The sequence below is a fragment of the Nakamurella sp. A5-74 genome, assembly GCF_040438885.1.
GTDB lineage: Bacteria > Actinomycetota > Actinomycetes > Mycobacteriales > Nakamurellaceae > Nakamurella.
In genome coordinates this window covers 778,609-799,541 of record NZ_CP159218.1, presented here as the reverse complement: position 1 = coordinate 799,541, position 20,933 = coordinate 778,609, and the positions used below count along the sequence as shown (strand labels likewise).

At 68.5% G+C, this 20,933-nt stretch carries 17 protein-coding genes and 3 tRNA genes; 1 reads left to right on the top strand and 19 read right to left on the bottom strand.

Translation table 11 applies throughout. The annotated features are described in order from the left end of the window. Positions 1-37 precede the first annotated feature (37 nt). The 4 genes from ABLG96_RS03585 to ABLG96_RS03570 all read right to left on the bottom strand — a co-directional run bounded on the left by ABLG96_RS03585 (position 38) and on the right by ABLG96_RS03570 (position 3,032). Positions 38-313 (bottom strand): hypothetical protein, encoded by a 276-nt coding sequence (locus ABLG96_RS03585; protein WP_353650047.1) that lies wholly within the window; start codon positions 311-313, stop codon positions 38-40. Between the two features lie 282 nt (positions 314-595). Then, a tRNA-Arg gene (locus tag ABLG96_RS03580) sits at positions 596-668 on the bottom strand. 59 nt (positions 669-727) lie between these two features. After that, positions 728-816 (bottom strand) — tRNA-Ser (locus tag ABLG96_RS03575). Positions 817-962: 146 nt separating this feature from the next. Continuing rightward, entirely contained in the window at positions 963-3,032 is a 2,070-nt protein-coding gene (locus ABLG96_RS03570) for an acetoacetate--CoA ligase (RefSeq protein ID WP_353650046.1), read from the bottom strand. A 211-nt stretch (positions 3,033-3,243) separates the two neighbouring features. Here ABLG96_RS03570 and hisC point away from each other — a divergent pair, with 211 nt between their 5' ends. Beyond that, the gene (gene hisC, locus ABLG96_RS03565) at positions 3,244-4,329 is read left to right on the top strand and encodes a histidinol-phosphate transaminase (protein ID WP_353650045.1); all 1,086 of its coding nucleotides are present in this window, start codon (positions 3,244-3,246) and stop codon (positions 4,327-4,329) included. Between the two features lie 18 nt (positions 4,330-4,347). Here hisC and ABLG96_RS03560 read toward each other — a convergent pair whose 3' ends face one another. From ABLG96_RS03560 to ABLG96_RS03490, 15 genes are all read right to left on the bottom strand, one after another. Next, entirely contained in the window at positions 4,348-5,127 is a 780-nt protein-coding gene (locus ABLG96_RS03560; RefSeq protein ID WP_353650044.1) for a sulfite exporter TauE/SafE family protein, read from the bottom strand. 28 nt (positions 5,128-5,155) lie between these two features. After that, on the bottom strand, positions 5,156-5,776 hold the full coding sequence (locus tag ABLG96_RS03555) for a hypothetical protein (protein WP_353650043.1): 621 nt from the start codon (positions 5,774-5,776) through the stop codon (positions 5,156-5,158). A gap of 78 nt (positions 5,777-5,854) precedes the next feature. Next, a tRNA-Ser gene (locus tag ABLG96_RS03550) sits at positions 5,855-5,940 on the bottom strand. Positions 5,941-6,045: 105 nt separating this feature from the next. Beyond that, complete coding sequence (locus ABLG96_RS03545) at positions 6,046-6,948, bottom strand: sugar phosphate isomerase/epimerase family protein (RefSeq protein ID WP_353650042.1); 903 nt, start codon at positions 6,946-6,948, stop codon at positions 6,046-6,048. Continuing rightward, the gene (rhaD, locus tag ABLG96_RS03540) at positions 6,945-9,062 is read right to left on the bottom strand and encodes a bifunctional rhamnulose-1-phosphate aldolase/short-chain dehydrogenase (protein WP_353650041.1); all 2,118 of its coding nucleotides are present in this window, start codon (positions 9,060-9,062) and stop codon (positions 6,945-6,947) included. The genes ABLG96_RS03545 and rhaD overlap by 4 nt, the downstream gene beginning before the upstream one ends. Position 9,063: 1 nt before the next feature. Beyond that, positions 9,064-10,236 (bottom strand): L-rhamnose isomerase, encoded by a 1,173-nt coding sequence (gene rhaI / locus ABLG96_RS03535; protein WP_353650040.1) that lies wholly within the window; start codon positions 10,234-10,236, stop codon positions 9,064-9,066. A 68-nt stretch (positions 10,237-10,304) separates the two neighbouring features. Continuing rightward, complete coding sequence (locus ABLG96_RS03530) at positions 10,305-11,747, bottom strand: FGGY-family carbohydrate kinase (RefSeq protein ID WP_353650039.1); 1,443 nt, start codon at positions 11,745-11,747, stop codon at positions 10,305-10,307. Next, entirely contained in the window at positions 11,744-12,439 is a 696-nt protein-coding gene (locus tag ABLG96_RS03525; RefSeq protein ID WP_353650038.1) for an HAD family hydrolase, read from the bottom strand. Before ABLG96_RS03525 ends, ABLG96_RS03530 begins: the two co-directional genes overlap by 4 nt. Before the next feature lie 40 nt (positions 12,440-12,479). Beyond that, positions 12,480-13,277, bottom strand: coding sequence for a class II aldolase/adducin family protein (locus tag ABLG96_RS03520; protein WP_353650037.1), 798 nt, complete (start codon positions 13,275-13,277; stop codon positions 12,480-12,482). Beyond that, positions 13,274-14,380, bottom strand: coding sequence for an ABC transporter permease (locus ABLG96_RS03515; protein ID WP_353650036.1), 1,107 nt, complete (start codon positions 14,378-14,380; stop codon positions 13,274-13,276). The genes ABLG96_RS03520 and ABLG96_RS03515 overlap by 4 nt, the downstream gene beginning before the upstream one ends. Then, positions 14,377-15,414: an ABC transporter permease gene (locus ABLG96_RS03510; protein ID WP_353650035.1), complete on the bottom strand. Its 1,038-nt coding sequence runs from the start codon at positions 15,412-15,414 to the stop codon at positions 14,377-14,379. Before ABLG96_RS03510 ends, ABLG96_RS03515 begins: the two co-directional genes overlap by 4 nt. After that, the gene (locus ABLG96_RS03505) at positions 15,411-16,979 is read right to left on the bottom strand and encodes a sugar ABC transporter ATP-binding protein (protein ID WP_353650034.1); all 1,569 of its coding nucleotides are present in this window, start codon (positions 16,977-16,979) and stop codon (positions 15,411-15,413) included. The genes ABLG96_RS03510 and ABLG96_RS03505 overlap by 4 nt, the downstream gene beginning before the upstream one ends. 126 nt (positions 16,980-17,105) lie before the next feature. Next, complete coding sequence (locus ABLG96_RS03500; protein ID WP_353650033.1) at positions 17,106-18,374, bottom strand: autoinducer 2 ABC transporter substrate-binding protein; 1,269 nt, start codon at positions 18,372-18,374, stop codon at positions 17,106-17,108. Positions 18,375-18,489: 115 nt separating this feature from the next. Next, positions 18,490-20,028, bottom strand: coding sequence for a rhamnulokinase family protein (locus ABLG96_RS03495; RefSeq protein ID WP_353650032.1), 1,539 nt, complete (start codon positions 20,026-20,028; stop codon positions 18,490-18,492). After that, complete coding sequence (locus ABLG96_RS03490; protein WP_353650031.1) at positions 20,028-20,870, bottom strand: DeoR/GlpR family DNA-binding transcription regulator; 843 nt, start codon at positions 20,868-20,870, stop codon at positions 20,028-20,030. Before ABLG96_RS03490 ends, ABLG96_RS03495 begins: the two co-directional genes overlap by 1 nt. Positions 20,871-20,933 lie beyond the last annotated feature (63 nt).

Here is a 20,933-nt window from a genome sequence, read left to right as displayed (position 1 = left end):
TGGTCGCGCGGGCTCAGCGCTGGTCGCTGCTCCCGAACTACTCGCTCAGACCCTGTGCCAGCAGCCCCAGCTGCTGTCGGGACTCGAACTGCCACCACGAGGCGACCCCGACGATGGCAGCGACCAGCACGCCGCCGACCAGAACGACCGATCCGGAGATCATGACGGCGGTACCGCCGATCAGCGCGGGCATGAACAGGCCGATCAGCAGCCCGAGCGCACCGATCACGATCATCACGACGGAGGCTGCGACCAGGCCGCCGCGCTGCGTGGCCTGGGTGAGGATCACAGCGCCGGGATCTGGCCCGGGCACGTGAGTAGGCGGCATGGTCTGGTCACTTCCGAATGCCTGGTGGTCTCGCGGGTCGGTCCCCTGAGTCATGTCATCCCCGTCTCGTCGTCGGCCTGCTGGTCCCGGCGGGACGCCACGTCAGAATGTCAGCCCGCGCGCTCAGCTGCTGGGAACTGCACCAAATCGCCGTCCACGACGTCTCACCGAACCCACCGCCACCGCGCCCCAGCAACGAACAAGGCCCCCCACTCCGGCAGACCGTCGTCTGCGGGTGGGGGGCCTTGCTCGCCTGTCTCAACAGAGTGCGCCCGGAGGGATTCGAACCCCCAGTCTTCTGATCCGTAGTCAGATGCCTTATCCGTTGGGCCACGGGCGCTGGTAGTACCTGGGTACCGCGTTCAGTTGTACTGCTCCATCGTACTGCGGTGTGCTGCGCGGAAGCGGAGGGATTTGAACCCTCGGTGCCCGTTAAAGAGCACAACACATTAGCAGTGTGTCCCATTCGGCCGCTCTGGCACGCTTCCTGGTTCCCATCCCGACGACGCTGCGGATCGGGATGCGACCCAAGCGAGCCACCGCGAGGGGCACCGAGCAGCAAGGTTACCCGGATCGCAGGCCTGGAAGCAAAGCGGCTCGACGCCTCCGGTCGACCTGCAGTAACGGGCAGACTTCAGGTCACCCGACCCTCGCGCGCCGCGGCCAGGAAACCCTCCAGCGCTGCCGGATCGGCGAGCGCGTCGACCGAGATCGCCTGCTCGACCGGCGCCCCGGCCAGGATGCGTTTGACCGGCACCTCGCACTTCTTGCCGTTGAGCGTGCGCGGGATCGCCGGCACCTCGATCACCGCGGTCGGCACGTGCCGCGGCGAGAGCTCTTTGCGGACGGTCGAGCGCAACCGGCTGGCGACCCTGGAGAGCTCTTCGCTGCCGTCGAGCACCACGAACAGCAACAGGTCGCCCTCACCGCTGGCGTCGGAGGTGTCGATCACCAGCGAATCGACGACGCCCTGCTGGTCCTCCACCAGCCGGTAGAAGTCTGCGGTGCCCATCCGCACGCCGCCACGATTCAAGGTGGCATCCGAGCGACCCTCGATGACGCACGATCCGCGGTCGGTGATCCTGATCCAGTCGCCGTGCCGCCAGACACCCGGGTAGACATCGAAGTAGGCCTCGTGCAGCTTCTCGCCTTCGTCGTCCCCCCAGAAGTGGACCGGCATCGACGGCATCGGCTCGGTGATCACCAGCTCGCCCACCTCACCGATCAGAGCTCGACCGTCGGAGTCGTACGCTTCGACCTTCGCGCCCAGCGCTCGGCAGGAGATCTCCCCGATGCGCACCGGCACGGTCGGCGCCGACCCGACGACGGCGGTGCACAGATCGGTCCCACCGGACACCGAGGAGATCTGGACGTGTTCACCGACGGCATCCACGATCCACCGGAATCCTGCCGTCGTCAGTGGCGACCCGGTGGAGCCGATCGTCTGCAGCGCAGAGAGATCCAGGTCGGCAGCGGGGGTCAGCTCCTGCGCGCGGCAGGCGTGGATGAACGGTGCTGACGTGCCGAAGTAGGTGATCCGCAGCTCAGCGGCCAGCCGCCAGAGGTTCTCCAGCGATGGATACCCGGGATTACCGTCGTAGAGCACGATCGTCGACGACACCAGCAACCCGCCGACCAGGTAGTTCCACATCATCCAACCAGTGGTGGTGAACCACAGGAAGCGATCCCCCGGGCCCAGATCGGCATGCAGTCGCAGCATCTTGAGGTGCTCCAACAGGATCCCGCCGACCGACTGGACGATCGGCTTCGGCAGCCCGGTCGTCCCCGAGGAGTAGAGCACCCACAGCGGCGCCGCGAACGACATCGGGACGAACTCGACCTGGGGCTGTGCCGAGTCGGCGCGAGCGAAGGACTCCCAGCCGATCGCGCCCTCCGGCACGCCGGCACCGAGGACGTCGATCACCACGGTCTGTTTGACGCCTGTCAGTGCTTCCCGCACTGCCACAACAGTTTCCAGGATCGGGAACTGCTTGCCACCGTAGGTGTACCCGTCCACGGCGATGAACACCGACGGCTCGATCTGGGTGAATCTGTCAATCACCGACGACGCACCGAAGTCCGGCGAGCACGACGACCAGATGGCACCGGAGGCGGCGGTGGCCAGGAAGGCCACCAGTGCGTGGATGCCGTTCGGCACCAGCGCGACCACCCGGCTCCCCGGCCCGACGCCCGCCCGTCGCAGTCCCGCTTGGGCTCCCGCGACCCGACTGCGCAGCTGACCGAGGGTGAGCTGCACGATCACGTCCGGGTCGTCCTGCCAGTCCTCCTGCACCACGATGACGGCGACGTCGTCGTCACCCCGCCCCGGCGTGGCCGCGAGCGCGTGCTCGGCGTAGTTCAGCGTTCCCCCGCCGAACCAGTGCGCGTCCTCGACCCCTTCTCCGCGCCGGAGGACCTCGGTCGGCAGCTGCATCCAGCGAACCCCGAAGTAGTCCGCCAAGGTTGCCCAGAAGCCCTCGAGATCGGTGGTGGAGTACTCCCAGAGCTCCGGGTAGTCCGCGAACCGTCGGCCGACGCGATGACCCAGGAAGGTGGCGAAATCGCTGATCGCCGCCCGCTCGATCCGGTCGCGATCCGGGCTCCACAGCAGCTCGGGCAGCGCTGCGGGACCCGCATCGTGCGAACCGTGCGCTGGATCCTCGGACCGCCCCACTCCGGACGGTGACGCACCGGCATTCGTCATGCCATGTTGATACACGAGTCAGCGCGGCAGATGCACACCCGCGCTTCGCCATGGCCGGTTGCCGTCGCCCGGGCAGCAGGGGGTCCCGCGGTGCCCGATCACCCGCAGTGCCCGATCACCCGCAGTGCCCGATCACCCGAAGTGCCCGATCACCCGCAGTGCCCGATAACCTGGCAGGACCGAACCCGAGGCAACGCGAGGAGTACCGACGATGGCCGTCCGCATCCGCGAGGCGCTCGAGACTCTGCCCGCCTACGCCCCGGGGCGCACCGTCCCCGGCGCGATCAAGCTGGCCTCCAACGAGATGAGCTTCCCTCCACTGCCGGCCGTCGTCGACGCGATCATCACGGCGGTCACCGACGACAGCGCGACAGCGGTGACGGGTATCAACCGCTACCCGGACAACGGCGCAACGCTGGTGGTCGGGGCACTGTCCGAGCTGCTGCAGGTGTCGACGGACCGGATCATCGCCGGCTGCGGTTCGGTGGCGCTGTGTCAACAGATCGTGCTCGCCGTCGCGGGTCCGGGCGACGAAGTGATCTTCGGCTGGCGGTCGTTCGAGGCCTACCCGATCGTCACCATGATCACCGGCGCCACCCCTGTCCGGGTCCCCGTCACCGCCTCCCACGAACTGGATCTGGCCGCCATCGCCGCCGCGATCACCGGGAACACCCGGTTGATCTTCATCTGCACCCCCAACAATCCCACTGGCACCACAGTGCGGGCTGCGGACCTGGAGGCGTTCCTCGACGCCGTGCCGGAAGACATCCTGGTGGTGGTGGACGAGGCGTACCTCGAGTTCGACATCGCCCCCGATTCCCCCGACGGCATCGCCCTGGCGCTGGTCCGGCCGAACGTCCTGGCCCTGCGCACGCTGTCCAAGGCGTACGGCCTGGCCGGCGCCCGCGTGGGATACGCGGTGGCCGACCCGGACGTGATCGTTGCGCTGAAGAAGGTGGCGGTGCCGTTCGCACTCAACTCCCTCGCCCAGGCCGCCGCCGTGGCCGCTCTGGGACAGGTCCACCAACTGCGACCGCGCTGGCAGCAGGTCATCGACGAGCGCGCGCGGGTCACCGCGGCGCTGCGGAAAGGCGGTTTCGAGACACCCGACTCGCAGGCCAACTTCGTCTGGTTGCCGCTGCGCGAACGGTCCATGGAGTTCGCGGAGCACTGCGAGCAGCAACGGGTCATCGTCCGGTCGTTCGCCCAGCCGGAGTTCGGTGGGGTCCGGGTGACCATCGGCGCACCGGCCGAGAACGACGCGTTCCTGGCCGCAGCACTGTCCTTCGACCTCTGATCTGCAGTCTGTTGGGCCTCAGGCGAGCAGTCGCCAGATCGCCACGCAGCCCAGTACCACGATGATCACCCGCAGCGCGGGCGCCGGCAGCCTGCGACCGAAGGTCGACCCGAGGAACCCGCCGATCAGCGTGCCGGCGGCGATGAGACCTGCTGCGGCCCACTGGATCCGGTCGTGGGCGACGATCACGTAGGCGGCTGCGGCCACCACGTTGACGGCCAGCGTCAGGACGTTCTTCAGGCCGTTCACCCGCTGCAGGGAGTCGGGCAGCATCGCTCCCGCCGCCCCGACGAACAGCACTCCCTGGGCGGCGGTGAAGTAGCCCCCGTAGACACCGATCAGGAAGGTGGCGACGATCAGCAGCACCGTCTGCCGGCGGGTCATGATCGCGAGGTCGAGTCCCTTGGCCTCCTTGCGGCGCCGGACCGTCTTCTGGATCAAGGGCTGGGTGACGACCAGCACGAGTGCGAACACCAACAGGATCGGGACGATCACCTCGAAGACCGTCGGCGGCAGGTGCAGCAACAGCCAGGCTCCGGTGATCGCGCCGAGCAGCGAGGCCGGCATCAACTGCCTGATCCGCGGCCCCTGGCCCTTGAGCTCGTTGCGGTACCCGAAGCTGGCCGAGATCCCGCCGGGGATCTGACCGACGGCATTGGACATCGTGGCGATGACCGGGGGGTAGCCGAAGGCGACCAGGGTCGGGAAGGTGATCAGCGTTCCGGAACCCACGACGGCGTTGATCGTTCCGGCGCCGATCCCGGCGACGAAGATGACGATGATCTCGAGAGCACTCACTCGGCAGACCCTACGACCGGTCCGCGTCTCAGCTCTCGGCGGCCACTCCCGCGACGACGGCGACCACCACGACGACGCCCACCACGATCCAGGCGATGGACCACGGCCGACGCTCGAACAACGGCACCAGACCCGGATGACGCTGTTCCAACAGCTTCGGGGTGATCGCCTCGGAGATGACGTCCGAGCGACCCAGCGCGCGGGTGATCCGCATCAGGTCCTCAGCGTCGTAGACCTGGCCGGACAGCCGCAGGAACGGCTTCGTTCCCCCGGCCACGGCCGCGAACGTCGGCGCGATGCTGTTGCCCAACTGCTCGTACTGCTGCACGAGCACGGTCTTGGTCACGGCGCCCACCGGCACCCGCTTCTCGGTGCCGATCAGCCGGCGGATGACGACGTCGGGACCGATGATGCTGACCTGCGTGACCATGGTGGCGATCGCCGTCACCCCGACGACGATGCCGGCGCCGACGACGGTCCAGATCGCCCAACCGGGCAGGGCGTTGTCCTGCAGACCGAGGAAGCCGACGACGACGAGCGGCAGGAAGATCGCTGCCCGGAAGGCCAGACCCTTGCCGAACGCCTGACTGCTGGGCTTGATCGTCAGGTGCGGGGCGCCGGGCGGCTGCATCGGTTGCGACGGGTGCATGCCCCGAGTGTCGCAGGGGTCGTGGAACGCCGCAGCACCCGCGTCCGTGTCGGACGCGGGTGCTGCGGCACTGAGCTGCGGAGGCGGAGGGATTTGAACCCCCGAGGCTTTTGACACCTGACCGCTTTCAAGGCGGTTCCCTTCGGCCGCTCGGGCACGCCTCCAGTGCGATCAGGGTAACGCTTCGGCGAGATCCGCGGCGATCGAGCGACCGGTCTCGACTCCTACGTCGCTCGACCAGCGACCGGTCAGGTCCAACCGTCACCACCTCAGGCGCCGTACTCCCTGCGGAGGAACTCCCGTGCGCCGGTGGCCAGCTCCATCGAGTCGTCCCAGAGGTTCCGCCAGATCGCCAGCGTCGACGACAGCGTGGGGTTGACCACCTTGGAGGAGAACGACTCGAAGGTGACCACCCCGTCGTAGCGGACCTCGCGGAGCGCACCGAAGAATTGCTGCCATGGGATCGAGCCGGTGCCGAGCTGCCCGCGGTGCGACTCGCCGACGTGTACGTAGCCGAGCTTGCCGGCGGCCGCTGCCAGCCGGACCGGCTCCGCGAACGAGGTCTCCTCGATGTTCATGTGGTACGTGTCCAGGTGCGCCACCACGTTGTCCCGGTCGGTCGCCTCGATGAAGGCCAGCGTCTCGGCGCAGGTGTTGACGACGTTGGTCTCGTACCTGTTGCAGAACTCGATGCCGAGGGTGATCCCGGATGCCGCCGCTTTGTCGGCGAGCTGCGCGATCGACTCCACGGAGTTGGCGTAGCCGCGCTCGGTGACCGGCGCCGTGTAGCGGCCGAGCTTGGAGAAGATCACCCCACCCAGGTAGTCGGCGCCGATGTCGCGGACGTAGTCCAGCGCGGCCGAGAGCCGCGCCCGGCCGGCGGCGACTACGTCGTCGTCGTCCGAGGACACGTCCGTGGCATCGTCCAGACCCAGCGACAGCGCCGCCCCGATCCCGTGCTCGTCCAACACCTTCCGGGTGTTCGCGATGACCTCGGCGCTGGCCTGCTCCGGTTGCAGCACGGAAAGCTCGATCAGGTCGTAGCCGGCCTCAGCGGTCGAGGCGATGGCCTGCCGGGCCTGCGCGTCGTTCCAGCCGCCGACCCACACCAGTGAGTGCACGCCGATCCTGTTGCTGGGCCGCCAGTCGGCCGCGGTGTCCGGCGCGCTCATCGCAGGAACGCCTGGGTGACGCCGGAATCGACCGGGATGAGCAGACCGGTGGTGATCGGCAGCGAGCCGTCGGTCAGCGCGAGTGCTGCCTTGGCGATGTGCTCGGGCAACACCTCCTCCTTGAGGACGGTGCGCTGGGCGTAGTACTTGCCGAGGTCGTCCTCCGCGACGCCGTAGGTCTTCGCGCGCGAGGCGCCCCATCCCCCGGCGAAGATGCCGGATCCGCGGACCACGCCGTCGGGGTTGATGCCGTTGACCCGTACCCCGATGTCGCCGAGTTCGGCGGCGAGCAGTCGCACCATGTGCGCCTGGGCCGCCTTGGCCGAAGAGTAGGCGATGTTGTTGGGGCCGGCGAACACTGCGTTCTTGGAGCAGACGTTGATGATGTCGCCGCCCAACTTCTGGGCCCGCAGCACGGGTTCCGCGGCCCTGGCCACCAGGAACGAGCCGCGCGGCATGATCGAGTACTGCAGATCCCAGTCCCGCAGAGAAGTGTCCGCGAGCGAGCCGGCGCGGGTGATTCCCGCGTTGTTGATGACGATGTCGACACCGCCGAAGGCCAGCACCGCCTCGGCCAGGCCGGCCGTCACGGCGTCCGGGTCGGAGACGTCCATCGCCACGCCGACGGCCTTGTCGGGCCCGCCGAGATCGGCGGCCACCGTGGCGGCCTTGGCGGCGTCCAGGTCGGCAATCACCACACAGGCACCGTGCTGAGCGAACAACTCCGCCGTCGCCAAGCCGATCCCGGACGCACCGCCGGTGACGAGCGCAACCTTGCCCGCCAACGCCTTCGGCTTCGGCCGACGAGCCAGCTTGTCCTCCTCGAGCTGCCAGTACTCGACAGAGAACTTGTCCGCCTCGCTGACCGGCGCATACCTCGAGACGCCCTGGGCGCCGCGCATCACGTTGATGGCGTTGACGTAGAACTCGCCAGCCACCCGCGCGGTCTGCTTGTCCGCGCCGAAGGAGAACATGCCGACCCCGGGCACCAGGATGATCGCCGGATCCGCGCCCCGCAGCGCGGGAGTCGAGGCGGTCGCGTGCCGGTCGTAGTACGCCTGGTACTCGACGCGGTACTCGGCGTGCAGTTCGGCGAGCCGCGCCTGCACCTTCTCCAAGGGCGCGCCGACCGGTGTGTCCAGCAGCAGCGGACGCACCTTGGTGCGCAGGAAATGATCGGGGCAGGAGGTCCCCAGCGCGACGAGCTTGTCGAGCTTGCGGCGGGACAGGAAGTCCAGCACCACCGGGGAATCGGTGAAGTGCCCGACCATCCGGCGGTCGGCGGAGGCCACCGCGCGCAGGTGCGGGAACAGCTGGGCCGCCCTTGCCCTGCGGCCCGCCTCCGGCAGCGGGGTACGGGACTTCACCAGCGCGCCGAACGGATCCGGCTTCGATGCGGAGTCCAGGTATTGCTGAGCCTCCCGGATGATCTTCTTGCTCCGGCGCTCCACCTCCGCGCTCGTGCGACCCCAGGCGGTCAACCCGTGTCCGCCCAGCACTGCGCCGATGACGTCCGGGTTGGCGGACAGCTCACGCATCGTCTTGCCGAGTTCCCAGCCGGGTCGCTTCCACGGCACCCAGGCGACCGCACCGCCCCAGATCTTCTGCACCAGCTTCTCGCCGTCAGCCGAGCAGGCGAGGGCGATCACCGCATCCGGGTGCAGGTGGTCGACGTGGTCGAGATCGACCAGGCCGTGCATCGGGGTGTCGATCGACGGGGTGGCCCCGCCGGCGCCGAAGCTGCAGAACGGGAACAGCCCGACCATCTCGTCCTCGTGGTCGACGCCGCGGTACTGCGCGTCCAGCGCGACCAGTCGATCGCGTTCGATCGCCGCCAGTCCGGCGTACGTCAGCGTGCCGAGATCGCCGCCGGATCCCTTGACGTACAACAGCTCCACCTCCGTGCCGGTTGCCGGGTTGAGTTGCCGGACCTTGGCCGAGGTGTTGCCGCCGCCGTAGTTGGTGATCGTCGGATCACTGCCCAGCCGGTTGGAGCGGGCGATCAGGTCGAGCACTCCCTGCGGTAGGTCGGGTACGGCCGGTGCGGAAGGCGCGGTCGGTGCAGCAGCCTTCGCCGGTCGCTTCTTGACAGCGGTGCGCTTCTTCGCGGGCATCTCAGGCTCCCCATCCGGCGGCGGAGCCGCCGACTCGTTCCGACACGATCTTCTCGGTGTATCCGCTGGCGGCGAAGGCCGCCATCGGGTCGGGCGCAAGGCCCTGCTCCTCACGGACCGCCGCGAGCAGCGGTCGTACATCACTGGAGTAGGCGTCCATCACGATCGCGTTGGCGGCCAACACATCTCCGCTGCTGCGCGCTCCTGCCAGTGCAGCCAGGTCGACCAGCAGTGCCTTGGCGGTGGCCTCCTGGACGTTCATCACGGAGCGGATCTGACCGGGGATCTTGGCTTCGATGTTGTGGCACTGGTCGAGCATGAAGGCGACCCCGGCGTCCGGCAGCACAGCGCCGGCCTGGGCGATCTCGAACATGATGCGGAACAGTGCGAACGGGTCGGCGGAACCGACCATCAGGTCGTCATCCGCGTAGAAGCGGGAGTTGAAGTGGAACCCGCCGAGCCGACCCTCGCGCAGCAAGGTCGCGACGATCATCTCGATGTTGGTGCCGGGGGCGTGATGTCCGGTGTCGACCAACACCTTCGCCTGCGGCCCGAGGTGCAGGCAGTGCAGCAGCGAGGTCCCCCAGTCCGGCAGGTCGGTCGAATAGAAGGCCGGCTCGAAGAACTTGTACTCGACCAGCATCGTCATGTCGTCGTCCAGCGCGGCATACGTCTCGGCGAGGGCGGCCGCCAACCTGTCCTGACGTTCTCGGATCGAGTCCTGGCCGGGATAGTTGGTGCCGTCGGCGAACCAGAGCGACAGTTCCTTGCTGCCGGTCTCACGCATGATGTCGATGCACTCGAGCAGGTGCCCGATCGCCCGTCGTCGGATCGCCGGATCCGGGTTGCAGACGCTGCCCAGCTTGTAGGCATCGTCCTGGAAAGTGTTCGGGTTGACCGCCCCGATCGCCACCCCCTCGCTGCGGGCGTGCTCGGCCAGATCGGCGTAGCTCCGCCCGGCATCGGGGGTGTCCCAGGGGATGTGGATCGCCACGGTGGGAGCGACCCCGGTGAAACGGTGCACCTGCGCCGCATCGGAGATCTTCTCGAACGCGGTGCGGGGGATGCCGTCCTGCGCGAAGACCTTGAACCTGGTGCCGGAGTTGCCGTACGCCCAGGACGGGGTCTCGATGTGCTGCTGCGCCAGGGTGGCGCGGATCTGGTCGGGGTGCATGGTGCTCGTCCTCGAATCTCGAAGTGTCTGGCTGTCTGGTCTAGTAGTGGCTGGATGTACGGCTCTGGTCAGGGAGCCGGCACGGGAACGGCCCTCTCGCCGGCGGAATGCAGGTGTTCGAGGAAGCGCTGGTAGTTCTCCTCCAACCGGCCCGTTTCGCGTCCGTCGGGCTCGACCACGACACTGCCGCTGTCCCAGGCTCGGAAGACGTCCCCCAGGCTCCGCTGTTGCACGGCCGCTGCGGCGAGCAGCGCCGCGCCGCGACCGCTGCCGGCGGCGTGTGGAACCTGCACGGGGCAGCCCAGGACGGTGGCCCTGATCCGGTTCCAGACGTCGCTGCGGGCGCCGCCGCCGGCCAACCGGTGGGTACCCCGCCGCACACCCAGTGACTGCAGCCGTTCCAGACCGAGCCGCTCGACGAACGCGACCCCCTCGAGCACCGCGCGATGGGCCTCGACCGGGCCGCTGGGTTCGCAGAGCGTCCAGCCGACGAAACCGATGTCTGCGATGGGGAACCGCTCCCCCACCCCTGCCAGCGGATAGCGAACGGTATGGGCCGGCCCCTGCGCGGCGGCGGCCTGGTCGAGCGCGGCCAGGTCGGCATGGGACGTCGTCGCGGCCAGCACCCCGGCCCCGGAGTTCGAGGCGGCGCCCGGCCACCACGAACCGTCCGGCGCCCGGTGGGAGTAGATGCTGCCGTCGGGCAGGTCGATCTGCTCCGCGGCCACACCCTTGAGCACGAGGGTGGTCCCGAGCACGCCGACGGTGTCGCCGATCTCCACTGCGCCGCAGGAGATCTGCGCCGTACAGCCGTCCGTCATCCCCGCCACCATGGCGACGCCCGACGGCAGTCCCAGTTGCTGGGCGAGAGCGGTCCTGATGTTGCCCAGGACGGTTCCCGGTGCGGTCAGCTCGGGCAGCAGCCCACCGTCGACGCCGGCCCGGACCAGCGCTTCCCGCGGCCACGAGAGTGTCGCCGGATCGATCCCCACCTTGAGGAAGTGCGAGGTGTCGGAGGCGACGGGCTGTCCGGCGAGGTCGGCGAGCACCAGGTCCGCGGTCGAGACGACGCCGGCCACGCCGGGCACACGGGCCAGCAGTCCCATCCGCACCAGCACCGAACCGGCACCGTGCCGGAAGCCGACCGCGCTGAGGTGCTCGGCGAGCGAGCCACCGGAGATGTCGTCGTAGAGCACCGCATCCGTGACCGGTGTGCCGGCGGCGTCGATCCCGATCAGCGTGCCGGACGTGCCGGTGACGCTCAGGGCGATCACCTCGGAAGCCCGGTCCCCCAACAGCTTCGCCGTCCTGCTGAGCAGTTCACGGACGATCAGATGGTGATCGGCGCGCTGTCGCGACTCACCTCGGCCGCCTCGCGTCGGTGCAGCCAGCGGCGAACCGACGAATCCGAGGTCGGCACCGGTGGCGACGTCCACCGCGGTGACGCGGGCAGCGGAGGTCGCGAGATCGACGCCGAGCACGATGCCTGCACCCCGCTGCCCGGTCGTCACGACGAACGCCCCGCCAGCAGGACGTCGCCCAGTCCGTCGAGGTCGGCGACCGTGAGATCCGGCTCCGCCCGTTGTTCATCCGTCGGGTCGTCCGGGGCGTCGCCGCGCAGCACCCACACCGTTCCCAGGCCGAGAGCGGCGGCCGGGCGGACGTCGTTGTCGAGTCGATTGCCGACGTGCACGGCGCGCTCGGCCGTGGTGCCCGCCTGCGCCAGGCACCAGTCGAACAGTTCACGGCTGGGCTTCTCGTGTCCGACGACCGCCGACACACCCCAGATGTCGATGAGCTCGCCGACACCGTCGCGGCGCAATGCATCGATCACCGATGCTTCCTGGTTGGCCAGGATGCCCACCTGTACCCGGCCGCGCAGGGACTGCAGGAACGGGAGCACATCGGAGTACAGCGATCCGACCGGATGGTGCCAGTAGCGCTCGGTCCGCGCGTGCAGCTCGCCGCGCAGCGAGGAGTCCCCGAGCACCTCGGTGGCCAGTGCGGAACGGAAGGACCCGTTCTGCGCCACCCTGATCCGGTCGTAGACGCCTTTCACCTGCGCCCGCTCGGCAGGTCCCTCGCCTCGGTCGGCACGGATGTCGTCGAGCGCCAGCGTCACCGCATCGACGAACGTCTCGTCGTGGTAGATCGGGCCGCCGACATCGATGAAGACGACGTCGAGCTCGGCAGGCAGCGTCATGGACGCACCGAGCCATCGGCCGGGTCCGCGAGCGGAGAGGTCACAGCGATCCCTGGGAGATGTTCGCGACCCGCTCGGCGATGTCGGCGCGGGCGATGAACTTCGCGACCGATTCTTCCGACAGCGGTGCCACTCCGCCGACCGAGTAGCCGATGGTGCGCACCTGCGCACCCTTGACGGCCATCGCCGAGATCCCGTCCACCGCATCGGCGGTCGGCCCCACGGCGACGATGCCGTGATTACCGAGCAGGATGAGCGACGGCATCACCCCGGTCTCGGTGACCCGCTCTCGCAGCGTGCTGTGGAAGAGCTTGCCCAGCGCGATGCCGGGCATCGCGTACGGCACGAACAGTGGACGGCCGATCACCACCGCCTCGTCCGAATACACGTGCCGGTCCCAGGCGTGTTCGGCGTGGATCGAGGCCAGCAGGCCGACCACCTGAGTCGGGTGGGTGTGGCCGACGAACCGCGTCGCAGTCGGATCGGGCGAAAGTGCTTGCACCGAGACGTGCACCAGGGCCTCGATCGAGCCGCGGCGTTGCCTGCCGTTGATCACCCCGGCATCCAGCGCCGCCGTCACAGCGGCCTGATCGGCGGCCGGATCGTCGAGAAGCGCTGCCAGAGCAGAGATCTCGGCAACCACGAAATCGTCGACCGTCGCCGAGGCCATCCCGGAGCCGGAGGCCTTGACCACCAGGTGATCCGGGTCGATCCGTTCGCTGGTGTTGCCCTCCGCGATGATGATCAGGTCGCGTTCTGGCCTGCCCAACGACAGCGTCAGGGCGAGCAGATCTGCGGAGACGGATTCCGGATCATGCCGGACTGCGCTGGCGATCATGTGGATCCTCCGTAGCGTCGGGTGGCCACTCCGTTGAGCAGCGCGGCGAACACGAGCAGCACACCGAGGGCGAGCAACTGGTACTGGATTCCTTCGTTACCCGGGAACGACAGCTGGATTCCGAGGTTCAACCAGGTGACCAGCAGTGCGGCGAGCACGACACCGGCGACCCGGCCGATACCGCCGCTGATCGCCACCCCGCCCAGCACCGCGATGGTGATGGCCGGCAGCGCAAGCCCGCTGCCGGAGGTGCCGGTGTCCGGTCGCGCCGAGGAGAACTCGGCAACCATGTACACCGCGACCACGCCGGCGATCAGACCCGACAGCGCGTAGGCCCGCAGCCGGGTGCCGGCCACATCGATCCCGGCGAAGGTGGCTGCCGTGTCGTTTGTGCCGATCCCGTACAGCCGGCGGCCGTAGGTCCCGCGGGCCAACAGGATCCACACACCGACCACGACGGGGAGCATGTAGGTGAACACGCCGAGCGGGATGTTCGGGATCCAGTCGCCGATGAGCCACAGGTTCTTGTTGTCGACCGAGCTGAACAGACCCTGGATGGCCTTGCCGGAGATCGGCTTCTGGTCGTTGATCACCACCGCCAGCGACTTGTAGGCATACCAGGTGGCCAGTGTGGCGATCAGCGCCGGGAAGCCGAGCTTGGCCACCAGGAAGCCGTTGATCAGACCCAGCACGGTTCCGGTGACCGCGGACAGCAACAGGCCGGCCCAGAACGGCCATCCCCACTGCTGGTAGGCGAAGCCGAAGACCATGCCGGACAGCGAGACGATCGCCCCGATCGACAGGTCGATCCCGCCGCGCCCGGAGATGATGACGATCAGCTCGGCCAACGCCAGCATCACCAGGGGCACCGCATCGATCAGTGCCGACGCCATGTAGTCGAAGTCGTAGTCCGCGGTCAGGTAGCCGTTGGCGGACAACAGCATGTTCACGCCGATCACCGCGACCAGCAGGACGACAAGCAGCACGACGCGCTGGGTGAGGACGGCGCGGAGCAGGCCGGAACCGATCGAGGCGGAGCGTTGCTCGGCCCGGGTGACGGGCGGCTTCGTGGGTGGGGTCGTGGGGGACTCCGTGGTGGTCATCGCTGACTCCTGGTGGCCGAGGTGCGGGCGCGCTGACGGAGCAGGTCGGTGCCGACGGCGACGATGATCGCCAGTCCGACGAACAGGTCCGACAGCTGGGACGGCCAGCCGAGCTGGGTGACGCCGGAGGTGACGGTCTGGACGAGCAGAGCTCCGAGCAGCGTGCCGAGCACGGATCCCCGACCGCCCATGATCGAGGTACCGCCGATGACGACGGCGGCGATGACTGCGAGTTCGCGGCCGGAGCCGATCGACTGGTCCAGGGTCGAGGTGCCCTTGGCGAGATAGAACAAGGCACCGATCCCCACCAGCGCCCCGGTGACGAGGTAGACGAGCAGGGTGCGGCGGCGGACGCGGACACCGGCCAACCGGGCGGCCACCGGATCCCCGCCGATCGCGTAGAGGTGACGTCCTCCGACGGTGTGCCGCAGGTACCACCACGCGATGGCGACGAGCACCACCGTGATGAAGAACGAGTGCGGAATGCCCAGCGTCCTGCCGTTGACACCGCGACCGACGACGTCGAGCGTGCTCGGGATGCCGTTGACGGTGTTGGAGCCGAAGATCTGCAACCCGAGCCACTGGAACAGATTCGCGGTGCCGAAGGTGATGATGATGGCCGGCACCCGGCCGTAGGCGATCAGGAACCCGTTGACCAGGCCCAGCCCGGCACCGATGGCGACCGAGATCAGCAGTGCCACCCAGATGGACATCTCGTATGTCACCAGCGTCTGGGCGACCGTGACCGCGCACACCATGATCGCACCGCCGACCGAGATGTCGATGCCGCCGGTGATGATCACCATGGTCATCCCGATACCGATCAGCGCGACGGGCGCTACCTCCACCAGCAGCGGCTGCAGCGAGCCGGCAGTCAGGAAGGCAGGGGTGAAGAAGCCCAGTAGCACCCACAGCACGGCGATGACGCCGAGCAGCACGAGTTCCTGCCCGGTGACCGGGGAGGCGAGGACCCGGCCACGGGCCTTGACGTCCGGGGCGGTCGGGTCTGCCCCCGGGTCGGCGATGACGGTCATGAGCTGGTCCCGTCGTTCTTCGTGAGGGAGGTGGTGCCGGTGATGTCGGGGTGTTCTCCGGCGCCCCCGGCGGCAGCGGACAGCACGTCCACCTGGGTGGCGCCCGGGCCGAACTCCGCGACGACGGAGCCGGCTCTGATGACGAGCAGCCGGTCGGAGATGCGCAACGCCTCGGACAGGTCGGAGGTGGCGACGAGCACCGCGGTGCCCTGGTCGGCCAGCTCGCCGATGATCCGATAGATCTCCTCCTTGGCGCCGACGTCGACACCCTGAGTGGGCTCGGCGAGTACCAGCACCCGAGGACGCTCGACCAGCTGCCGGGCGAGCACGACCTTCTGGGCATTGCCGCCGGACATGGCCCCGACCGGTTGACGTTCGCTCGGCGTCTTGACCGACAGCTGCTCGATGAGGTCGACGGCGGTCTGCCGCTCGCGCGCCCGGTCGACGAATGCGCCGCTCTTGGACAGCAGCGGGAGGTGCCCGACGGAGATGTTGAAGGCGATCGACTGGAAGGAGAACATGCCCTGCAGCTTGCGATTCGCCGGCAACAGGGCGATCCCGAGCTTGCCGGCGTGACGCGGACTGCGCGGCCTGATCTGCTTGCCGTCCAACAACATTCGGCCACCTGTGTAAGAGTCGATGCCATAAACGGTGGAGGCGATCTCCGCCACGCCGGAGCCGACCAGACCGTAGAGGCCGACGATCTCGCCGGCCCGGACGTCGACGTCCACCTCGTGGAAGGAGCCCACCAGGCCGAGACGCTCCAGCCGCAGCAGGGGATCACCGTCGGGAACGGTCCGCTGGCCGGCGTGCTCGGTGAGCACCCCGCCGACCATCAGCTCGGCGATCCTGCGGACCGACAAGTCGTCGATCGGGTAGGTGCCGATGGTCTCGCCGTCACGCATCACCGTGACCTCGTTGGCGATCCGGAAGAGCTCGTCGAGCCGGTGCGAGATGTAGATGACCGAGACCCCGGAGGACGCCAACCGCCGGACCACGCCGAACAGGATCTCGATCTCCGCGTCAGTGAGGATCGCTGACGGCTCGTCGAGGATCAGCACCTTCGCGCGGCCGTTGAGCGCCTTCGCGATGGAGATCTGCTGCTGGGTCGCAATGGACAACTCGCCGGCGAGAACCGTTGACAACGACGCGGGCAGGCCCAGCAGGCCGAGCAGTTCGACCACCTTCTCGTTCTGCGCGGCCCAGTCGATACGGGCCCCCTTGCGGATCTCACGACCGAGGAAGATGTTCTCGGCCACCGTCAGTTCCGCGAACAGCTGCGGCTCCTGGTACACCGTGGCGATCCCGAGCTCGATCGCCGCCAGGGTGTTGCCGATGGTCACCGGCGCGCCCTCGTACTCGATCGTTCCGGTGTCGGCGATCTCGGCGCCCGCGATGATCTTGATCAGCGTCGACTTGCCGGCCCCGTTCTCGCCGACGAGCGCATGGATGCGTCCGGCACCCACGGTGAAATCGGCGTTGCGGATGGCGCGGACACCGCCGTAACGCTTGGAGACGCCGGTCAGGGACAGGCGCGCCAGACCGGAATCCGGAGGTGCGGACATGGGTGCAGACTCCTTGCGAGGGAAAGAGTTCGAGGGAGGATCTGCCGGCCGGAGGGATGGGCTCCGGCCGGCAGACCTGGCACTGCTACAGCACCGCTGTCACCGAGACGCTGGTGGCGGCAGGAATCAGTACTGGTACTGGTCGACGTTGTCCTTGGTCAGCTCCAGCGGCGGGCCGAGCAGCAAGACCTTGGTGGCGTTGTCGTAGCTGACGTCGGGAAGGTCGGCGGAGACCTGGGGCTTGGCGTCGATCTCGTTGCCCTCGGCCAGCTGCACGCCGGCCCACACCGTGAGGTAGCCCAGTCCCGCGACGTCCCAGAGGATCGAGGCGGACGAGGAGCCGTCCTTGAGGTACGGAGCCATCGACAGCGGGGTGCCCAGACCGACGGTGAAGACGGTGCCGATCTTGCCGGCGTCCTTCACTGCCTGCGCGACACCCGGGGCGGAGCTGGTGCACTCGCCGACCAGACCGGTGAGGTCCGGGTGGGCGGTCATCAGGTCGGTGGCCAGTGTGGCCGCCTTGCTCTGGTCCTCACCGGCATAGACGATGTCCACGATCTCCGCGTCCGGGTACTTGTCCTTGGTGACCTGCTGCTGCACCTTGATCCACGAGTTCAGGTTCTGTGCGGTCTCGCCGCAGGAGACGATCGCGTACTTGCCCTTGCCTCCCATCGCCTTGAGCAGCGAATCGGTCAGAGCGGTACCGATGCCCTCGGTCGAGGCCTGCGAGACGAACACCTGACGCGCCGAATCGGGGGCATCGGTGTCCGAGGTTCCGACCTTGATCCCGGCCCCTCCCGCCTGCGAGAGAACGGGTCCCATCGAATCGGGATCGTTCGGCGCGACGAACAACGCATCGACCTTCTGCTGGATGTAGCTGCGGGCGATCTGCGCCTGCTGCGCGGCGTCGGCCGTCGTCGGGCCCTGGTACAGCCAGGTGACCCCGAGGTCGGTGGCCGCCTTCTTGCCGCCGGCGTTCATCGCCTCGAAGTACGGGATGCCCTGCAGCTTCGGGACAAAGGCGATCTTGAAGTTCTTGGACGCCTTCGTCGGGGCGCCACCGCCGCCGGCGGAGCTGCTGCCGGTGGCATCGGAGCTGCTGCCGGTGGCTTCGGAGCTGCTGCCGGTGGCTTCGGAGGACGACTCGGACGGCGCCGAGGTGTCCGACGAGCTCGCACCACCGGTCTCCGACGAGCTCGCACCACCGGTCTCCGACGCACTGGTCTCGGCCGGAGCGGAGCTGCTCTCCGACGACGGCGCCGCGGCACTGGTGGTGGCCGGAGCGGCTGCCGAGGTGTTGGTGGTGGAGTCATTCTTCTTGGTGCAGGCCGTGAGCACGAGGGCGGTCGCGAGACCTGCGGCCGCCAGTGCGGTGAACCTCCTGGAACGTGTCATGGTGCTTGTTCTCCTTCCGCAACGATGCGGCTCTGTGGTGGAAACTGCCTGCCGGAACTACCTGACGGGGACTGCGGGCGGTGCGGGTGGCGCTGCCGTGGCACGGGGATCCCGGTCACGGCGTCCGGTCACCGGCTGGGCTCAGCCGGCCGGAATTCTCATGGCGCTGCAGGCGATGCAGCCGGCCGAGCGCATCGGCCCAGTCGCTCGATTGCACTGAGTTCGTGCGGTCGGCGAAGGGAAGGTAGGTGGTGATCGGTGAGCCGGCGGCGATCACCTGACGGATCTGCCGGACGTCGTCCAACTCCCCCAGGCTCACCAACTGGGCGGCGGCGTTGCCCAGCGCGGTGCCCTCGACCGGTCCACAGTGCACCGGCAGCCCGGTGGCGTCCGCGGTGAGCTGGGACAGCAACCGGTGGTTGGAGCCGCCGCCGACGATCGAGATCGACGGCGGCGTGCTCCCGGTCGCGATGGCCAGATCGTCCACGACCGCGCGGTAGCCCAGGGCCAGCGAATCGACGACGCAGCGCGCGATCTCGCCGACCGACTGCGGGACCGGCTGTCCGGTCGCCGCGCAGTACTCACGAACCCTGGTCGGCATGTCGCCCGGTGCGAGGAAGACGGGATCGTCGGGATCGATGACCGATCGGAGTCCCGGCACTGCTGCTGCGGCGTCGGCGATCTGGGCGTAGTCGAGGTCGGTACCGCCACTGGCCCACTGCCGGCGGCACTGCTGCAGGATCCACAAACCCATCACGTTGCGCAGCAATCGGATGGTGTCGCCGTACCCGCCCTCGTTGGTGAGATTGGCGGCGCGGGTCTGCTCGCTGACGACGGCCCGGGGGATCTCCATCCCGACCAGCGACCAGGTACCGGAGGAGATGAACACGGCGCCGGGGTCGACGAACGGGGTGGCCACCACCGCGCTGGCCGTGTCGTGGCCGGGCGGCACGATCACCCGCGCTCCGGTGAGCGCACCGGTGGCCAACTCCGGGAGCAGCGGACCGACGTCGGTGCCGGGGTCGACCACCTCGGGGAGCAGTGCGGTCGGGATACCGAGCTCGTCGAGAAGCTCGGTGGCCCAACGGTTACGGGTCATGTCGTAGGCGCCCGACGTCGACACCGCGGTGTACTCGGAGACCTGCGCTCCGGACAGGGCATGGTGGAAGAGGTCCGGCATCATCAGCAGCTTCGACGCGGCGCGCAGTCGTTCGGGTCGATCGGCCACGTCCGCCATCAGGCCGAACACTGCGTTGATGGACAGGATCTGCACTCCGGTCGCGTCATACAGGCGCTCGGCGCCGACCTGCGCCAGCGCACGGTCCAGGGAACGACGGCCCCGCTCGTCGCGGTAACAGACCGGATCGTCCACCCGGCTGCCCGCAGCGTCGAGCAGGCCGTAGTCGACACCCCAGGTGTCGACACCGACGGAAGCGATCTGCCTCGACTGCCGGGCCAGGGCCCCGAGACCGGCCCGGATGGAGGTCCACAGCCCGTCGAAGTCCCAGCGCAGCAATCCGTCCGACATCCGTGGCTGGTTCGCGAACCGGCCGGTGATGCTGAGCTCCAGCTGCTCGCCGTCGTAGTGCACCGCGGTGACGCGGCCGCTCTCGGCGCCGAGATCGACGGCAGCGACCGTGATCGGCGTACGCATCAGGCCCCCCGCTGGGTCGGATGAACATCGGAGCGCCGGTACTCGGGGAGGTCGGCGCCGTCCGCGTCGTGATCGACGGTGACCCGGTGCACGTCCACCCCGGCGGCGGTCCACTGCGCAGTCTGTTCGGCGTTGAAGGCGTCGTCGGTGAACAACCCGGTGATGGTGTCGGTGGCGGCAAAGGAATGCAGTCCGAAGCGGTCCACCTTCGAGGAGTCGAACAGCCCGTAGACCTCGTTGCACGAACGAGCGATGAACGCCTTCGTCTGGGCCTCCTCGACGACGATGTCCAGCAGACCGTGCGAGACCGAGAGGCCGATCAGACCGAAGAAGCCCTTGTCGATCCGGCCACGACCGGCCAGCACGTCACCGATCGGGCCGACCATCGAGGCCGCAGACCGCCGCAGCACACCGCCGGGCATCAGCACCATCGCAGACGACTGCTCCATGAGCAGCTCGGCCGTCCGCAGCCCGTTGGTGACGACGATCAGGTTGCGACGGTCGAGGATCTCGTGGGCGAGGTACCAGCACGTCGTCGAGGAGTCCATCGCGATGACGTCACCGTTGGACACCTCGGCGGCCACCGCCCGGGCGATCGCCCGTTTGGCCCGTGCCGAGTGCCGCAGGCGCATCTCGAACGCACCCTCGTCGGAGACACCGGTGGGGACGGCGCCGCCGCGGACCCGCCGCAGCATCGAGCGCCGCTCCAGCGCATCGAGATCCTTGCGGATCGTCACCGCCGAGACGCCGAAGCGCTGGGCCAGATCGGCCACCACCACGCGACCCACCCTGTCCAGCTCGACGATGATGGCCCGTTCGCGATCGAACTCGTCGAACGACATCGGGCCTCCTCATCGAGTGGGTGCACGGCAGTTCCTGTGGTCAGCATCGAAGCCGCGCTGAGC

Excerpts from the sequence above, each read along its gene's own strand:
- ABLG96_RS03570 (WP_353650046.1), bottom strand. The coding sequence starts at position 3,032 with ATGACGAATGCCGGTGCGTCACCGTCCGGAGTGGGGCGGTCCGAGGAT.
- hisC (WP_353650045.1), top strand. The coding sequence starts at position 3,244 with ATGGCCGTCCGCATCCGCGAGGCGCTCGAGACTCTGCCCGCCTACGCC.
- ABLG96_RS03555 (WP_353650043.1), bottom strand. The coding sequence starts at position 5,776 with ATGCACCCGTCGCAACCGATGCAGCCGCCCGGCGCCCCGCACCTGACG.
- ABLG96_RS03545 (WP_353650042.1), bottom strand. The coding sequence starts at position 6,948 with ATGAGCGCGCCGGACACCGCGGCCGACTGGCGGCCCAGCAACAGGATC.
- rhaD (WP_353650041.1), bottom strand. The coding sequence starts at position 9,062 with ATGCCCGCGAAGAAGCGCACCGCTGTCAAGAAGCGACCGGCGAAGGCT.
- rhaI (WP_353650040.1), bottom strand. The coding sequence starts at position 10,236 with ATGCACCCCGACCAGATCCGCGCCACCCTGGCGCAGCAGCACATCGAG.
- ABLG96_RS03525 (WP_353650038.1), bottom strand. The coding sequence starts at position 12,439 with ATGACGCTGCCTGCCGAGCTCGACGTCGTCTTCATCGATGTCGGCGGC.
- ABLG96_RS03520 (WP_353650037.1), bottom strand. The coding sequence starts at position 13,277 with ATGATCGCCAGCGCAGTCCGGCATGATCCGGAATCCGTCTCCGCAGAT.
- ABLG96_RS03515 (WP_353650036.1), bottom strand. The coding sequence starts at position 14,380 with ATGACCACCACGGAGTCCCCCACGACCCCACCCACGAAGCCGCCCGTC.
- ABLG96_RS03510 (WP_353650035.1), bottom strand. The coding sequence starts at position 15,414 with ATGACCGTCATCGCCGACCCGGGGGCAGACCCGACCGCCCCGGACGTC.
- ABLG96_RS03505 (WP_353650034.1), bottom strand. The coding sequence starts at position 16,979 with ATGTCCGCACCTCCGGATTCCGGTCTGGCGCGCCTGTCCCTGACCGGC.
- ABLG96_RS03500 (WP_353650033.1), bottom strand. The coding sequence starts at position 18,374 with ATGACACGTTCCAGGAGGTTCACCGCACTGGCGGCCGCAGGTCTCGCG.
- ABLG96_RS03495 (WP_353650032.1), bottom strand. The coding sequence starts at position 20,028 with ATGCGTACGCCGATCACGGTCGCTGCCGTCGATCTCGGCGCCGAGAGC.
- ABLG96_RS03490 (WP_353650031.1), bottom strand. The coding sequence starts at position 20,870 with ATGTCGTTCGACGAGTTCGATCGCGAACGGGCCATCATCGTCGAGCTG.